Annotated in this window: 10 protein-coding genes; 2 read left to right on the top strand and 8 right to left on the bottom strand. The window is 74.3% G+C overall.

The genetic code is table 11. The annotated features are described in order from the left end of the window. Positions 1–103: 103 nt before the first annotated feature. From ACLQ26_RS26240 to ACLQ26_RS26215, 6 genes are all read right to left on the bottom strand, one after another. On the bottom strand, positions 104–1,771 hold the full coding sequence (locus ACLQ26_RS26240; protein WP_425746965.1) for a S8 family serine peptidase: 1,668 nt from the start codon (positions 1,769–1,771) through the stop codon (positions 104–106). Beyond that, complete coding sequence (locus ACLQ26_RS26235; RefSeq protein ID WP_425746964.1) at positions 1,768–3,498, bottom strand: RICIN domain-containing protein; 1,731 nt, start codon at positions 3,496–3,498, stop codon at positions 1,768–1,770. The genes ACLQ26_RS26240 and ACLQ26_RS26235 overlap by 4 nt, the downstream gene beginning before the upstream one ends. A gap of 134 nt (positions 3,499–3,632) precedes the next feature. Continuing rightward, positions 3,633–4,190: a sigma-70 family RNA polymerase sigma factor gene (locus tag ACLQ26_RS26230; RefSeq protein WP_425746963.1), complete on the bottom strand. Its 558-nt coding sequence runs from the start codon at positions 4,188–4,190 to the stop codon at positions 3,633–3,635. Positions 4,191–4,408: 218 nt separating this feature from the next. Beyond that, a complete protein-coding gene (locus ACLQ26_RS26225; protein ID WP_425746962.1) occupies positions 4,409–5,317 on the bottom strand; it encodes a zf-HC2 domain-containing protein in 909 nt (302 codons plus the stop codon). Positions 5,318–5,323: 6 nt separating this feature from the next. Next, complete coding sequence (locus ACLQ26_RS26220; RefSeq protein WP_425746961.1) at positions 5,324–5,656, bottom strand: hypothetical protein; 333 nt, start codon at positions 5,654–5,656, stop codon at positions 5,324–5,326. Continuing rightward, a complete protein-coding gene (locus ACLQ26_RS26215; RefSeq protein WP_425746960.1) occupies positions 5,653–5,940 on the bottom strand; it encodes a hypothetical protein in 288 nt (95 codons plus the stop codon). Before ACLQ26_RS26215 ends, ACLQ26_RS26220 begins: the two co-directional genes overlap by 4 nt. Positions 5,941–6,062: 122 nt before the next feature. Here ACLQ26_RS26215 and ACLQ26_RS26210 point away from each other — a divergent pair, with 122 nt between their 5' ends. Both ACLQ26_RS26210 and ACLQ26_RS26205 read left to right on the top strand, forming a co-directional pair. Then, complete coding sequence (locus ACLQ26_RS26210; RefSeq protein WP_425746959.1) at positions 6,063–7,553, top strand: hypothetical protein; 1,491 nt, start codon at positions 6,063–6,065, stop codon at positions 7,551–7,553. A gap of 29 nt (positions 7,554–7,582) precedes the next feature. Continuing rightward, positions 7,583–9,970, top strand: a complete 2,388-nt coding sequence (locus ACLQ26_RS26205; RefSeq protein ID WP_425746958.1) for a hypothetical protein — start codon at positions 7,583–7,585, stop codon at positions 9,968–9,970. A 16-nt stretch (positions 9,971–9,986) separates the two neighbouring features. Here ACLQ26_RS26205 and ACLQ26_RS26200 read toward each other — a convergent pair whose 3' ends face one another. Together ACLQ26_RS26200 and ACLQ26_RS26195 are read right to left on the bottom strand one after the other, a co-directional pair. After that, entirely contained in the window at positions 9,987–12,707 is a 2,721-nt protein-coding gene (locus tag ACLQ26_RS26200) for an AAA family ATPase (protein WP_425746957.1), read from the bottom strand. Next, on the bottom strand, positions 12,704–15,367 hold the full coding sequence (locus ACLQ26_RS26195; protein ID WP_425746956.1) for an AAA family ATPase: 2,664 nt from the start codon (positions 15,365–15,367) through the stop codon (positions 12,704–12,706). The genes ACLQ26_RS26200 and ACLQ26_RS26195 overlap by 4 nt, the downstream gene beginning before the upstream one ends. Between the last annotated feature and the right edge of the window lie 100 nt (positions 15,368–15,467).

The following is a 15,467-nucleotide window of genomic DNA, read 5'->3' as shown; positions in this document are numbered from 1 at the left end:
CCGCGAGGCTCGTCGCCCGCGGTCCCGACCTTAGAAGAACGGAACTGCCCTGCTGGGAGTTCACGACCGGGGACTTCCGCGCTGTCACGAAACCGACCGCCGCTCAGTGGGAACCGGTGAGCGTGGGCTGCGCGGGCTGCTCCTCGGGCGCGGTCCGCACCGGCCAGTCCGCGTCCAGCGCATCGTCACCATCCCCGGTCTCGGTCTCCGCCCGCCGGACACTACGGCGGAGGCGGAACACGAGCAGCCCGCTGATCACGAGCCCAGCCAGTACGGTCAGCAGGAACGCGACCCGGACGCCGTCACCCCCGCCGCCGCCCTGGTCGCGACGCCGATCGGTGGACACCTGCGTCGCCTCCTCGGGCAGTCCCCGGGTCACCGCGGCCTCCGGGTTGATCATGCCACCGCCGTAGCGGGGGTCCGGCTGCGCATCACCCATCCTGTCGGCCGTCGCCCGCACCCGGTGCACGACCTGGGCGGCCGACAGGTCGGGATGCGCGGCGCGGACGAGGGCAACCTCCCCTGCGGCCAGGGCGACCGCGTACTGCGTGCCGCTGCCGACGAACCGCCTCGTGCCGTTGATGCCGATGCTTGACACGTTGATGCCGGGGGCCACCACGTCGACCATGTCCGCGGCGTACTCCTCCACGAGCTTGCCGTCGGCGCCGACACCGCCGACACTCACCAACTCGGCCGGTGGCGCCACGGCGCTCGGGCCGGTCGGTGCGCCGGCCACCACGACGATGTCCCGGGAGATCGCCGTCTGGATGGCCTGCGCCACGCCCTCGGCCGTGGCATCCACGTACGAGCCGAGCGCGATGACAGTCGCCCCGGCGGAGACCGCCACCTCGATCCCCGCCGCCTGGGCCGCCACCTCGGCGGACGAGCCATCGGTGACCACGCGCACCGGCATGACGACCGACTCCGGTGCGACGCCTCCGACCGTCTCGCCGTCGGTCGGCTGCGCGGCCACCAGGCCTGCCATCGCCGTACCGCTGCCCAGGCAGTCGCTGTCCCCCCGGCCGTCACCGGTCACGATGTTGGCCCCGATCGAGACCCGGCCACTGAGCGGCACGGCTCGGCCGTCCACACCGGAGTCGACGATCGCGACGAGTTGACCGACGCCGCGGCTGTGCGGCCAGGCCAGGTCGGGTGCCAGCCGTACGGTCGCCCAGTTCGACGGCTCGCTGGCGGCGGATGCCGCGACGCACCTGCCCGCCGGCTCGGCCCTCGGCGGCGTGGACGGCAACTGCCCGGGGCCGGAGGTGGCACCGGCGGAGGGCCGCGTCCCGCCGACGGACGGCGTCGGCGCGCCGGGGTTCCGCTGCTCGGTCGGCGACCGTGGCGTGGACGTCTGCTGTGGGGCGGCCGGACCGCCCGCCGTCGGCGCGGCGGCGGGTGCGGGGGCTGTCGTGGGCAACACGCCGCGTTGCAGACCCGCGCCGACCGCGTCCCACGGCACGACGAGATACCAGCCGGCGTGGAGCGTGTTCGGGTCGGTGAGCGAACCGCCGTCCGGCTGCCGCCGGGCGGTGTTCAGGTTGAAGATCTCCGCGGACCGCGACGGGTTGCCCAGGAACCGTCCCGCGATCTCACCGAGATTCTCCGGCTTGCCCTGGTGGGCCGACGTGACCGTGTAGTAGAGCACGTACTCGTCGGCCGCGGCGCGCGCCGGCGCGACGGGTGCCGCGCCGACGAGCACGACCGCGGCGAGGACCGCCGCCGCCCGGCCCGTCGCGCGACGGCGATCCGTGTCCCGTGTCCGCGTCATCTGCTGAGCACCCAGCGCTGGTCGACGGCATAGCTCTGCCAACTCCACTGGGTGATCGGGGTGCCGTTCTTGCCACAGCAGTCGTCGCCGATGATGTCGAGCGCCTTGCCGGAGTTGCGGTTGATGAGGGCGACCCACGTGCCACCGTCGATGAACTTCCACTGCTGGCTGGGGTTGGCGAACGCCGGGTCGACCTGCACCAACTCGGCGGCGTTCTTGATGGAACCGCCGCGGATGCCGAGTGCCTTGTTGTTGAACGCGTTGGTGATCACGACGTAACCGGGCTCAGGGGCCTTGGCGACGTGCCAGTACTGGTCCTTCTGGCGCAGGTTGTCGCTGAGCTGCATGGTCGTCCCCCCGGCGGTGACGTTGTCCTTCCCCGGAACCTCCATGACCCGGCCGCTGAGGGCGTTGGTGAACTGGTAGGAGACGGCCGGATCCCAGCTCGCCGGCAGAGCGGTGACCGGAGGTGACGAGGACCGCGCGGGCGACGGGGTCCTGCCGGGCGTGGGCGGCGGATCCGCCGGGTGCGTCGGAGAGGACTTCGGCGAGGCGGAGGGCGGCGACGGGGCGACCGGGCGGCTCGCCGACGGTGCCGGGAACGGGTTGGCCAGTCGCTTGTCCGCCGTGTAGACGCCGAGGTGGTCGGCGACCGTGTCGACGAGCTGCGGGACGGCCGCCTCACGTGGCACACCGCCCTCGGCCCGTACGGCAGTGATCCCCCACTGGTACGCCGCCAGCGCCAGCGAGTACGCGTCGGTCTCCTGACCCGTCTGCCTCAACCTCATGCCGGAGAGCTGGTTGCGCAGGTCACACATCGCGGTCGCCAGGGCGGGGATCGCGACCTGCGGGTCCCAGACCGACGCGGTGTCGGACGGCCGGTACTCCTCCCACAGCGCCGGGGTGAACTGTGCGATGCCCTGGCCGCCGCCGCTGCCCTTCAGATTCGGGTTGAAGCCGGAGAGCGATCTGAGCTGCGCGGCGATCCGTGGTGCGGACACGGCCGCCGGGCAGACCTGCCCGGCCTTGATCACCGTGTCGACGTACTCCTCGGGAAGGCTCAACGTGGCGGGCGAGGGGGCGGTGGACGGCCGCGCGGTCCGGGCCGTGCCGGAGAACTGAGGCTGGTCGGCGTACCAGTTGGCGTAGCCCACAACGGTGTCGACGTGCTCCCGGGCGGACTTCGGCACGCCCTTGGCCCTGACCACCGCGTCCAGGCCGACCCTCTCGGCGGCCACGGCCACCTCCCAGACGTCCCCCTCGGCGCCGATCGACCTGGCCTGGCCGATCGACTCGCAGGTGCGGTGCGCCAGAGCGAGCACGTTGGCGCGTACGTCGGTGCGCTGGGCCTGCTGCCACGGCGCCCACTTCTGCCACGCGGTGGAGTCCAGCCCGGCGATGCCCTCACCCCGCTCGGACACGGCCGTCGGCTTGAACTGGGAGGCGGCCATCAACTGCGCGGCGAGCCGAGGCCCGGTCAGCGCCGGACAGGAGGTGGCGCCGACGACGATCGCCGGCAGCACGTCGTCGGGGACCGGCTCACCCTCGATCGTGGTCTCCGCCAGCGCCGGGCCGACCTGGATACCCGCCGCGACGATGCAGACGACGGCTGCCACGAAGGCGACTCCGGCCTCGATCCGCTGACGGGTCGTCCGCAGCGAGCGCCACGCACGCCTTCTGAACGTCTGGAAGGTGGCCAGGCGCCCGATCACCGATCTCAGTGTCACGGTTGGTTCCCTCTCCGGCGAATGTGCGCTGTGAACGAGTCGGACGAGCGGTCGGTTCACGGATGGGCGTGCCAACTTCGGAACTTTCTCGCCGTCCGGGCCGCCGGGCTCGTCGTCCGACGGCGGCACCAGGCTCAGAGGGTGAACCCGCGCGCGGTGAGGTCCTCGCGCAGCGCGCGAAGCGCGTAGAAGGTCCGCGATTTGACGGTTCCTTCGGGAATCGCGAGGTTGCGCGCCGCCTCGGCGACAGTGTGCTCCTGGAAGTAGATCTCGATCAGCGCGCTGCGCAGCCGCTCCGGCAGTCTGGCGACGGCATCGCGTACCTCGCGACCGTTGAGGAGGCGGTCGATGTGGTCGTCGGCGACGTGCCGCTCCTCGATGCGCTCGTCGAGCTGCTCGGCGGGCCTGCCCCGGGCGGCTCTGATGTGGTCGATGGCGATGCGCCGGGCGACTGTGAACAACCAGCCCCGGCTCCACTGACCGTCGGCCGTACGCGCCTCCGGATGGTTCCAGGCACGCATCAGCGTCTCCTGGAAGATGTCCTCGGCAAGGCCGCGATTGCCCATGGTCAGACGCAGGAGGTAGTTGAGCAGGATCGGCCCGTGTGTCTCATAGGCGAGCCGCAACGCCTCGTCGTAGGTCGGATCTGGCGACGACTCGCCGGAGAGCATGTTCCCCGCGGCCTGGTTCATGGCAGCGATAACGAGTGCATCGGTACCCGCGTTCAGTGTTCGTGGGGGATTTCCCGAGGAATCTTGGCAGAGCGGCGTCGCCCACTTCGACTGTGGAACCTCGCGGTGCACGGTGAACTGCTGAAACACCGCGGCGGGCGGCTCTGCCCGGGCCGGTCTCGATTCGACCCCGTCTCAGGTCGACAGGGCTCGCGTCGACTCGGTCGGCCTTCGCCCGGTCACGGCGATCCCTTGATCACGTCAGCCGTCACCAGAACTCCACCCTCGACCTGACGCACGCTCAACTGGCTCAGGTCGTCCACCGACACCGCGACGTCGCCGGCGTAGGTTCCGCCGCCTGGCTCGCCGTTGAGCCCGCCGAGCAGCAACTCCTCGCCCTCCCTGGTGACCGCCCAGAGCTGGTATGACGCGCCCGGCGCCAGACCGTCGGTGGAGACCCGCATGGTGACCTGACCGTCGTCATCGTAGAGAACCGCCGACAGTTCCACACCGCTGGCAGCGTCCTCGGTGGTGGCCATCGCGACGGCCGGGCCGGGCGAGTCGGCGCCGCTGAAGGGTTCGAGCAGCAACGCCGTGCTGAGGGCCAGGGCGAGCAGGCCGGTCAGGCCCACGGCTGCGCCGGCCCGCCGGCGGCGCGACCGGGGACGGCGGTGCGAGTGCGGGCCGCGCGACAGCGGACCAGTCGTGGGTCGCGGAGGCAGGAAACCTTCACCGGGGCCGTTCCGCTGCCGCTCGAATGTCGTCGACACCTGGTGGATCCGGATCACCGGAAGACTGTCCCCCGGCACCGGGGTACGGGCTGAACCGGCGGGCCGGGGTTCGGCGCGGACGGGTCGGGCTCGGGCCGGTCCTGCGCCGGGCGCGCCGAAGAGGTGATCGCCGGGTACGCCACGCGCCGCGCCGGGGGTACCGGCCCCGAAATCGGCGACCAGATCCCGAACGTCGCCCTCGGTCAACAGGCCGAGCGAGGCGACGGCATCGCCGATCTCCGCACGTTCGGCCCGGCACGTCGTGCACTCCCGCAGATGCGCGACGACAACGCCTCGCTCTCTTTCGGACAGTCGACCGAGCACGTAGAGGCCGACGCTGGTCCGGATGGACGCGTCAGGGCAGGTGAACGTGCTCATGAGCGGTCACTCCCGGTGCGCGGCGGACGAGCCGGACGCGCACTCGGACGAGCCGGACGCGCACTCGGACCAGCCGACGGCCACGAGGTCCGGCAGGGTGATCTCCAACGCGTCACTGACCATGCCCAGCACCCCGTTCGGGCCGAGCAGGCCGTCCGCCGCGATGGTCCACTCGTCCGCCGGTCCCAGGTAGTCGTGGATGCCGCTCCACCGCGCGCGCGTCGGCTCCAACTCGTCGCGCAACATGGCCAACCGATCGGCGACGTCGGCGGCCAACGCCTTGATCGCGGACCCGATGTCGGCCGGCTCGGGAGCCGACCCCGGCTGTGCGGTGCTCACCGGGGTCCACCACCCACGAGGGCCGTGTCGGATCGCCGAGGATCGGGCTCTTCCTGCAGTCCAGCGGCGATGTCGTGCAGCGCGTCGTCGAGCATGCGTACGTAGATGTCGTACCCCGTCAGCAACGCCTCCCGACGGACGGCGGACATCTGCAGGCGGGCGAGGTCGAGGCTCGCCAGGTGGGCACGCAGTCGGTCGAGTTGGTCGCTGATGCCGACCGCCGCGTCACGGCACGCGTCGGCCATATTGCCCTCGCCCCGCAGGTACGGTGTAATTCCGCTCATAGCGCCTCCGATCTCGGGAGAACGTCCTGAGAACGAGAGGTGACGCGCCCCGGTTCACCATTCCGTGGACGATCCTCGGAAGCACGGCAGCGCACGACGACCCCGGCGAAGGACGATGCCCGATGAGACGACGGCGCACGGCTCTCGGCGTTCTCCTCCTGCTCCCGCTGCCCGCCGTCGCGGCAGTGACCGCCGCGGCAGCCGTGCCAGCGACAGCCGTGGCCGCGCCCGCGGTGGTGTCCCGTGCTCCGGGCGAGACCGGCAAGTACTACGTGGTCGGCCCGGCGGTCGACGGGCAGCGGGAGTATCTCTTCGCGATCGCGGCGAAGACGCTTGGTGACGGCAACCGGTACCGCGAGATCTTCGCGCTCAACGAGGGACGGCTTCAGCCGGACGGCCGCCGGATGACCGATGTGACACGTGTGGAGCCCGGCTGGATCCTCGCGCTCCCGCGCGACGCGAAGGGCCCCGACGTCCGGGTCGGCGCGCTCCCGGCACCGAGCCCGTCGGCGAAGGCGCCGGCACCGTCGCCCCCGCCCGCGAAGGCGCCGGCAGCGTCGTCCTCGCCCACTGCCGACGCGGCCACGCCAACCGCCGCCCGGCCCGGCCCGGCGGAATCCGCACCCTCCAACGGTCTGCCCGAACTGTCCGCGATCTGGTCCCCGACGGGGCTACGGGTGGCGCTTGTCGCACTCGCCGTCCTGCTGCTGTTCTGGGCACAGGTGGCGCTCCGATCTCGACACCGGGCACCTCGCGCCCCCGGGCCGGGCGACCGTCGCGGGACCGGGGCCGCCCCGGAGAGCACGCCCATCCAGGCCGCGTCGGCGGCGGCCGATCCGCCTTCGCCCACCGTCACGGGTCCCGCGACGTCGGGCGTCGACAGCGCCGACCTCCCGGTCAGCGCCGATCCGCACCCACGGCCCGTGCCGGTGGCCCTTCCGGCGCCCGCGCCGCAGGACCGGGCGGCGCCGGCAGTCCCCGCGGCGGTCGTCACGGCGCTCAGCTCGGTGGAGGTGAGCGCCGACGACCGGGCGGCAGGCCTGCGACCCCCGGCGCCTGCCAATCCGTTCGCCACCCTGGTCACGCGCCTGACCTGTGGCCCGGACCCAGCGCACGTACGACTGATCGGCGCGCGCCCGGCCCGCTGGGGCTCTCCGTACGGGTGGCTGGCCGACGGAGAGCGACACCCGCCGTCGAGCGCCCCCGTCGTACTGGGTGGGCGGGACGGACGTCTACTGTGGGTCGATCTCGCGGTGGCACCCGACGTGCTCACCATCCAGGGTGAGCTGGCCGCCTGCCGCCGCTACGCTCTGACCCTGCTGGACCAGCTCAGCCGCGAGACGGACGTGATCGTGGCCGGCGACGCGCTCGGCGACACGACGCCCGAGGGCTGCCGCCGGGTCGACGCGGTCGAGGACGTGGCCGCCGAACGGTCGACAACCAGGGTACGGGTGCTGATCTGCGGCGGTGCCGATGCCGCGAAGCTGTGGGGCGCTCTGCGCGTACTCCCGCAGGGCCACAACCGGACCGTGCCGATCGTCATCGGCGCGGGCCCTGCGGCGCGGTGGTCCCTGCGGCTTGGCGCACCTGCCGCGGCGGGGGTCGGACGGTGAGGTGGCGAGCCCCGGACCAACGGGTCCCCGTGGACCTGCCGCTGCCGGTCGAGGGGTTGTGCGACATCGTGCTGGTGCGTACCGAGAACGGCGGGCTGGCCCGGCCGGAGGATCCGGGCACGGCGCTGACCGTCGAGGAGTTGGCCGACCACGCGCGGTCTGCCGGGGTCACGGGCCGCGACCTGCGCGTCCTCGTCGACGACGGCGCCCGCGACGCGCGCCTGTTCGGCCACGTCGCGGACACGCTCGGTTGCGACATCCTGGTCGCCCCGGTGGGCGCGGCGGTGCAGCGCCTGACCGGGCCGGGCCTCGCCGTGCGGACCGAGGCCGTGCCTGTCGACCGGACCAGCGGCGAGGTGGTCGACTGGGTCCTGGTGCAGCCCACCACGCTCGCGACCACGCTGCCGGGGTGGTTCGACCTCGCCGGAGGTCTGGTGCTGCGCAGAGGCGGGCTGGCGACGCTGCCACTGGCGGGCGGCCTGGAGTTCGCCAACCGTGACGACTTCGTGGTCCGCCGGGCGGCGGCGGCCCGGCTGGGCGTCGGACATCCGGACCTGGTGACGGTGGCCCTCGCCACCCGGGCCGGGGAGTTCCGGCTCTCGACCCATCGACTGGACGCCGCCGGCGACGCCCAGGGCCGGTACTCCGGCGCGGACGTGGCCGCGGCCCTCTCCTCGACCTGGCTGCACGGCGGCGACCTGCGTCTGTGGTTGCGCTGGCCGGACGACGCCTCGGAGCGCCGCCTGCTGGATGCCGAGGTGACGGCGCTGGCCGAGGCGACCGGCGCGACGGTGTGGACACCGGCGCTCGGCGGCGAGGCGGTGTTGCTGCGGGGCTGTCTGGACCTGGCGGCCCGGGACCGCTCCGGGCGGATCAGCCGCTGGCAGGAGTATCGCCCCCCGCACGCACCGGACACGCCTCGGTTCACCACCGACCGCGACGGGCGGCTCGCACCGTCCCCCGGGGCCGACGTCACCGCCGCCGGTGGCGTCGCGCTGATCAGCACCGACCGGCCGTCGGAGGTCACGCTCCTCGACCGGTACGCGGATCTGTCCGCCGAACCGGGCATGACGCTGCTCGACCTGAGCATCCTCGGCGGTGGGCGCCTCGCGCTGCGCCACCACGACGGCAGCCACCTCGCCGTCGGTGCCGCCGAGTTGCGGTCGCTGTTGACGGAGGCCGGCTGGACGGGTGCGGATCTGCAACTGTTGACCCCGGTGGCGCCCGAGTGGACCGAGGGTCTGCGGGAGCACCTGAGCGTCCTGGAGGCCGACCTCGGCGTCGAGATCTGGTCCCTGACGCCCGGCGCCGTCGTCGCGGTCCGGGACGGTCTCGCCCGAGCCGTCGACGAGCAGCGGCGCCCGACGCGCTGGCTGCGGGCCGCCGACCCCGGTGCGGACGCCGAGAACAGTCGGTGGCGCAACGACGACGGCTGGCTGATCCCGCGACGGCGGGGCACGGTCGAGCGGCCCACGCCCACGCCCACGTCGGGGCCGGCGCCCGCCGAGCCCGCCGCCGCCGCGCCGCCGCCCGAGCGGGTCCTGCCGCCCCCCGGCCCGCGTCCGTCCCGCACCGTTGCCGCACGTGGTGGCCGACCGCACGGCGTACGGTGGCTGCCGGAGCGGCCGGAGGTCAACGCCGAGCCGGTACGGGCGTGGCTGGTCAGCCCCTGGTCGCCGCAGCGGGTCGCGGTGGAGGGCGTACCGTCGGCGAACCTGTTCCTCCTCGGCCACCTCGACGGCGAGCGGCTCGCCCGCGCCCACCCGCGTCAGCACCTGCTGTGCCTGCGGGTCGAGGCCGGTGGCCTGGTGGACCTGGGCCGCGTGGATCCGCTGCCTGCGGACCTGCGCCACCTCGCCGCCGAGGCGGGGACCTTCCTGCTCCCGGCGGGCTGGCTCGATCAGGCGCGACTGCAGGCCGGCTACGACATCAACGACGGCGGCCGGCCACACGAGGAGATCGAGCTGCCCGGGAGTCGGGTCCTGCTGGGCTGCACCGGAGCCCGACACGGCGCGGACGGACTTCCCAACGAGGTGGTGCCCTGGCCGCGCGGCGAGCGGAGCGCCAACGCCTGGGCGGTCGTGCCGGAGTCGCCGGATGAGCCGCCGGGAGACTTCCTGCCGGTGCAGTACCGCCGACCGGCGGTGCGGGAGGGGCACCGGCTGTTACGCCTCGAGGTGGCGGCGGGCCGGGCCGTCGACGTGCCGGCCAGCGCCGCGGCGGTGGCCGGCCTCACCTCGGTCCGCTCACGCCTGCCCGAGCTGGTGGCCGACGGCGTGACGCTGCTGGTGCCGCAGGGCTCGTACGACCGCACCCGGGTGGACCAGGTGCTGCACGTCGACGGCGGGCGCTGGCGGCACCGTGCCAAGGGGATCGACCTTCCACTGTCGAGCCTGTTGACCCCGACCGGGGCGTGAGCCGACGCTCGACGCCTCAGGTGATGCGGTGTTCGCCGACCAGTACGGCGGCGGCCAACTCCACCCGGGACCGGTAGCCGGTACGGCTGAACAGCCGGGTGAGCCGGCCCTCGATGCTCTTCTCGCTGCCCTGCGTGGCGGCGGCCAGCTGTCGGTTGGACAGGCCTTCGGCGACCAGAGCGGCGAGCAGCCGCTCCCCCTCGGCAAGGGTCTCCGCCCGCCTCGGCACTGTGACACCGTGCTCGCGCATCGCCTGGCGTAACCGGGACCGGTGCAGGATCGCGCCCAGGTCACCGAGAAGCTCGTACGCCTCGCTCAGCAGCTCGGGGTTCCGACCGGTCCGGCGAACCACCCGCTCGATGGCCCTGGCCAGCTCGTACGGCTGGCCGACGACCCGGGCCCGTCCCACCACCTCGTCGGCGCGCGCGGCCTCGGGTCGGAGGAGCAGTTGGGCCGTGGCGAGCCGCAGCGCGCCGATGCCGCTGTCCCGGTCCGCCGCCGCCGCCGCGGACGTGGCAGCCACCCGGGCCGCGTCGACGTCGCCGCGCTCGGTCGCGAGTTCCGCGGCCACCAGCCAGAGTTCGTCGACGCCGATGACCAGGCCGTGCCGAACGGCCAGGTCCAGAGCGTCGTGGACGATCCGGCCGGCGGCTGCCGCGTCGCCCAGGATCCACTCGGTCTCGGCCGCCACCACCGCGAGCAGGTGCGGCAGCGGGGCAGCGTCGGCTCGGGCCGCGTCGAGCAGTGCTCGGGCACGTACCGGCCAGCCACGGGCGAGCTGGATCTCCGCGGCGGCCCGGTGAACGGTGCTGTGCGCCACCGGCCGGGTCACTGGCAGGTCGGCCGCGATGCCGAGGAGCGCGGCGTCGAGGGCGGCGTCCCACCGGCCCGCCCGCCAGTCGTGCAGGCACCGTTCGGGCGCCGGCAGGTCGGCCACCGTCAGACCGGCCTCGACCAGCTCACGATCCGCCCGGTCGAGCTCACCGACGACGGCCGCCGCGCGGAATCGCGCGACGCACTCGCCGGCACGGCGACGAGCCGCACCCCGAACCGAGGCGTTCACGACGAGACCGTCACCGCCCGCACCCGCGCCGGCCGGGCCCCCGCCGACCCACGCCTCGGTCCGCGCGGATCGCGGACCGTGCGCCGCCGCCGGAGCGGCCCGCGTGACGGTGGCGACCTGTCCACGGATCACCACGTCGGCGTCGGGCCAGGTCGAGGCGGACCGGCTGGCCGACAGCAGGCTCGCGGCCTCCGACCAGCGATCCAGGAAGCAGAGCGCGGCAGCGCGGGTGGTCAGGTCCGGCTCGGGGCCCTCGCGCAGCCAGGCGTCGCCGGCCGCGGCCGCCTGCACGTCATCCGCCGTCCGCGTGCCGCGCGCGCAGGCGACGGCGAGCAGTTCCGCCTCCAGCCGACCGGCTTCGCCCAGGATGTCGACGTACTCGCCGAGCAGTCGGCGCACCTGCGCCTGGGCCGTGCCGTACCGCCCGGCGCCGACCTCGACGGTGGCCAGCGCGAGCAGGGCCTCGGCGCGGTCCGCGCGATCGCCGCTGAGATCGGCCGCACCGGCCCACCAGCGCGCGGCGGCTGCGGGTGCCCGTACCGCAGCGGCGTTCGCGTGCCGGCGCAGCAGGGCCACCGCGCGGGCGGCGTCGACCAGGCCACCGGCGGCGACGATCTGGTCGGGCAGGTACTCCGGGTCCGCGCACCGCGCCCTGCCCGACCAGAGCGCCTCGACCGCCACCTGCGCGAGCCGCTGCCGCTCGTACGGGCCGAGACCTGCGGCGAGGGCCAGTGCCATCGCGGGCACCGGGAACCGCCAGCCGCGCCGGCTCTCCCGAACGACACCCTCCGCGCGCAGGTCGTCCAGGTGAGCGCCCACCTGCTCGGGCGCGAGGGCGAGGGCCTGCCCGATCAGCTCGGGGACGGTGGCGCCCAGCGGCTCGAACACGGCCAGGGCGCGGGCCACCGCGTGCGTCGCCGGTCCCCGCCGACGCGCCGGCCGGGTGAGGTCGTGCGCGGCGGGAATCCGGGGTCCGCCGAGCGGGTCGGTGAGATAGGCGCGACGGTCCACGATCCGCAGGAGGGCCGAGTCGCGGTAGCCGTCCAGGGCTGCCAGCACCGCGGCGGGGACACCGCGGCTGAGCCGGCGCAGGTGCGTCGAGAGACAATCGTGCGGCGTCGCCTGCAACACCTGACGCGCGAGCGCGTCGACCTCGGCCCCGGCCAACGGTCGCAGCCGCTGGACCCGCACGAGCCCGGCCGCCCGCAGCCTGTCGAAACCGGCCCGCTGGTGTGTGCCGGCGGGATCGGTACGCAGGGTGGCAACGCAGCGTACGGAGGTCCGAGGCACCTCGTTCAGCACGCTCAGCAGCGCCTCGGTGGAAGCCGTGTCGGCCCACTGGGCATCGTCGACGAAGAGCACCAGACCGGGGTGCCCCCGCAGCACGCGGGAGAGCGCACGGGCCGGCGGCTCGTCGACGCGAACGCAACCACGTCCGGCGGCCAGTCGGGTGGGGATCGGGACGAGCGCGGCGAGGATGCGCCCGGCGAGAGAGCCGGCGTCGTGCCGGGCGTCGGGGGCCAGCCGCAGATCGAGGACGGGCCGCCCGGCGCGCACGACGGCGTCCCGCAGCGCGCGCAGGGCGTGGGTACGACCAATGCCGGCCGGACCGGTGAGCAGGGTCAGGGGCGGCCCGTCGATCTCCGCCGGCGTGGCGCTGCGGACGTCGGTCACGACGCCGTACCGAGGATGTCCGTGGTGAGACTCACGGCGGCCAGCTCGACCCGGGAACGGCAGCCGGTGCGTGCGAAGAGTCGGGTCAGGTAATTCTCGACGGTCTTCTCGCTCATCCGCACCTGAGCCGCGATCTGCCGGTTGGTCCGGCCCTGCCCGATCAACTCGATGACCCGCCTCTCCACCACGTTGAAGGTCGTTTTCGGCGTCCGAGAGCGGGGCTGACGGACACCCCGCTCCCGCATGGCGGCGGCGACGGCGGTGCGCAGCCAGCCGGAGGTGACAGTCTTCGCCACCGCCTGGGCCTCGATCAGCCACGGTCGCGGGTCGTCGGCGGTGCGGCCGAGCGCCAGACAGGCGTGCGCCAGGGCGAGGCGGTGCCCACGGGAACGTACGAGGTCGACACCACGCACGGCGGCGTCCGCGTCGCCCCGGCACAGTGCCTGAATCAGCAGCGTGCTCTGCCCGCTGAGTCGCTGCCGCCCGACCGGGTCCGCGTCGGCGGTCGCCGCCAGCCAGGCGCTCTGCTCGTCGAGAGCGAACCGTGCCGCGAGGCCCGCCGCCCGGACCAGGAGCTGCTCGACGCCGATCCTGCTGCCGTGTCGTCGGTGGCTCTCGTACGCCAGCTGTGCGTCGCCCAGCCGCCGCGCGGCCTCGCGCGCCGTCTGGGCCTCGCCCGCCGGCCCGTTCGCGGCCCACCAGCGAAGCGCGGCGTACGGTGGCCCGGCCGGCACCGAGCCGAGCCAGGAGGCCGCCTCGGTGGCTCGTCCCCGCAGGCCGAGTGCCTCGGCGGCCCAGAGCCGGGCGAGACCCCGGATCAGGGGCACGTCGGTGCCGGCGAGGTCCACTTCGCGGGCGGCCGAGAGCATGCCGGACAGGTCGCCACGGGCGTGGCAGGTCTGGAGCCGGTGGTACGAGGCCAGCAGCCCTCGCTTCGGCGTGCCGTAGCGATGCTCGCCCAGGGCCAGCCCCAGAAGCGCTACGAGGTCCCCCGTCTCGCCGGCCAGCAGCAGGTCCTCCGCGCTTCGATCCGCCTGCGTGAGCCCATCGCGGACCGCCCCGTTCAGGATGCCGAGCTCCGTGGGGTTCAGCAGCGATCCGACAGCCGCAGGCATCGGCGCTGCCGGTTGCACTGTCGGTACGCCGGTGCGCCACCAGTCGGCGAAGTCGAACAGCGCCTGCGCGGCCGGTGCCTGCGCCAGCGCGCTGCGGGTGCGCTCGGGCACCGAAGCTCCGGTGTGGACGGCCGCCAGCGCGGCGGCGGCCGCGAGGTCCCCGACGCCTGTGGACGACCCGGCACCACCTCGGCGGATCGCCGTGTCCACCACCTCGGCGAGGCGGGCGACCTCGCCGGTGCGCAGCAGCAGCCGCAGGAGACGGGCGAGGATGTCGTCCACCGCCCGCCCGTCGCAGGCGTGCCGGAGCGCGGCGCCCAGCCAGTGCGCCGCCCGGTTCGGCTCGCGGTCGGCGGCCTCGGCGGCCACGGCGGTGAGGGTCAGCGCGGTACGCCCGTCGAGGGGCATGGCGATGCCGGCCGAGGTGACCTGGTCGGCCAGGGCCGCTCCGTCCGACGGTGTTCCGTAGGCGGCCCGGCGGAACATCGCCGCGGCACAGGCGCGGTGCAGGCGGGCCACGGCGTGCGGGCCGGCATCGGTGATCAGCCGTGCGGCGAGCGCCGGGCTCTGCGGCCGGATTCCGCCCCGTGGCTCGGCGACGAGGACCCCGTCGCCGACAAGCTCGTCGACGATCGGACCGTAGTCGGAGAGCCGGCCGAGGGTCGCCTCGGCGAGCAGCGGCAGGTCGTCGATGCGCAGCCGGGTGACGGCCGCCATGGTGGCGAGCCGCAGGGCGACCCGGCCCCGTCCGTGCAGCGCGGTGAGCAGGTGGTGATCCGTCGGCAGCGCGATCGGGTCGTGCGGGTCCAGGAGGCACAGGTGCCCGCGCACGACCGCGAGCCGCCCGGCCCGGGTCAGCTCGTGTGCGGTCTCCAGCACCGTGAGGGGATGCCCGGCCAGCGGCCCGAGCGCGCTGGTCAGGGCCGGCGGCACGGCGTCGTCGAGTGGCACGCCGTACCGCCGGGACAGCATCTCGCGCACGGCTTCGGCACTCAACGGCGGCAGCTCGACCACGACGTCCGCGAGGGTGCCGAGCCGGCCTTCGTCGGCACCGCAGGCGGCCACCACGAGACAACTGTCGCGTACGGCGGCGGCCAGCGCCGACGCCAGGGCAGAGCCGGCGTCGTCCGCGACCAGCACGGTCGGCGTCCGCCGGCCGATCAGCGCGAACGCCGCCGCGGTCTGCTGAGCCAGGGCGGCAGCGCGTACGGCCTGCTCGCCGCCAGGCTCGGCGCAGAGGGCACCGAGCGCGCTCAGCGGGCCGGCGAGTGGCGGGTCGGCCACCACCTCGTACTGCTCCCGGACGGCGTGCAGCAGCGCCGCGAAACCGGCGGTGGCGTCGTCCGTCGCCGGCGGCGTCACCCGGAGCACCGCGACCCCGGCGGTACGCCACGCGTCGGCCGCCGTGTCCAGCAGAGTCGTCCGGCCGCTCCCTGCCGGTCCGCGGACCAGCGCGAACCGGCCGCCGGTGGCGGCACTCTCCCGTGCCGCGTCGAGGGCGTCCAACTGCGCCTCGCGGCCCATGATCGTCCGCCGTGTCCGCACGGCACCTCCAGCTCCACCCCTGCCGGACGGGCTGCCCGGACGCGCCTATCCAACGAGGCGCGCCGGTGAACCGTTCACCGCGATCTCGCCGGACCGGCGC

It is taken from the genome of Micromonospora sp. DT43, from assembly GCF_049841645.1.
GTDB lineage: Bacteria > Actinomycetota > Actinomycetes > Mycobacteriales > Micromonosporaceae > Micromonospora.
This window is presented reverse-complemented; position numbering and strand designations above follow the sequence as displayed.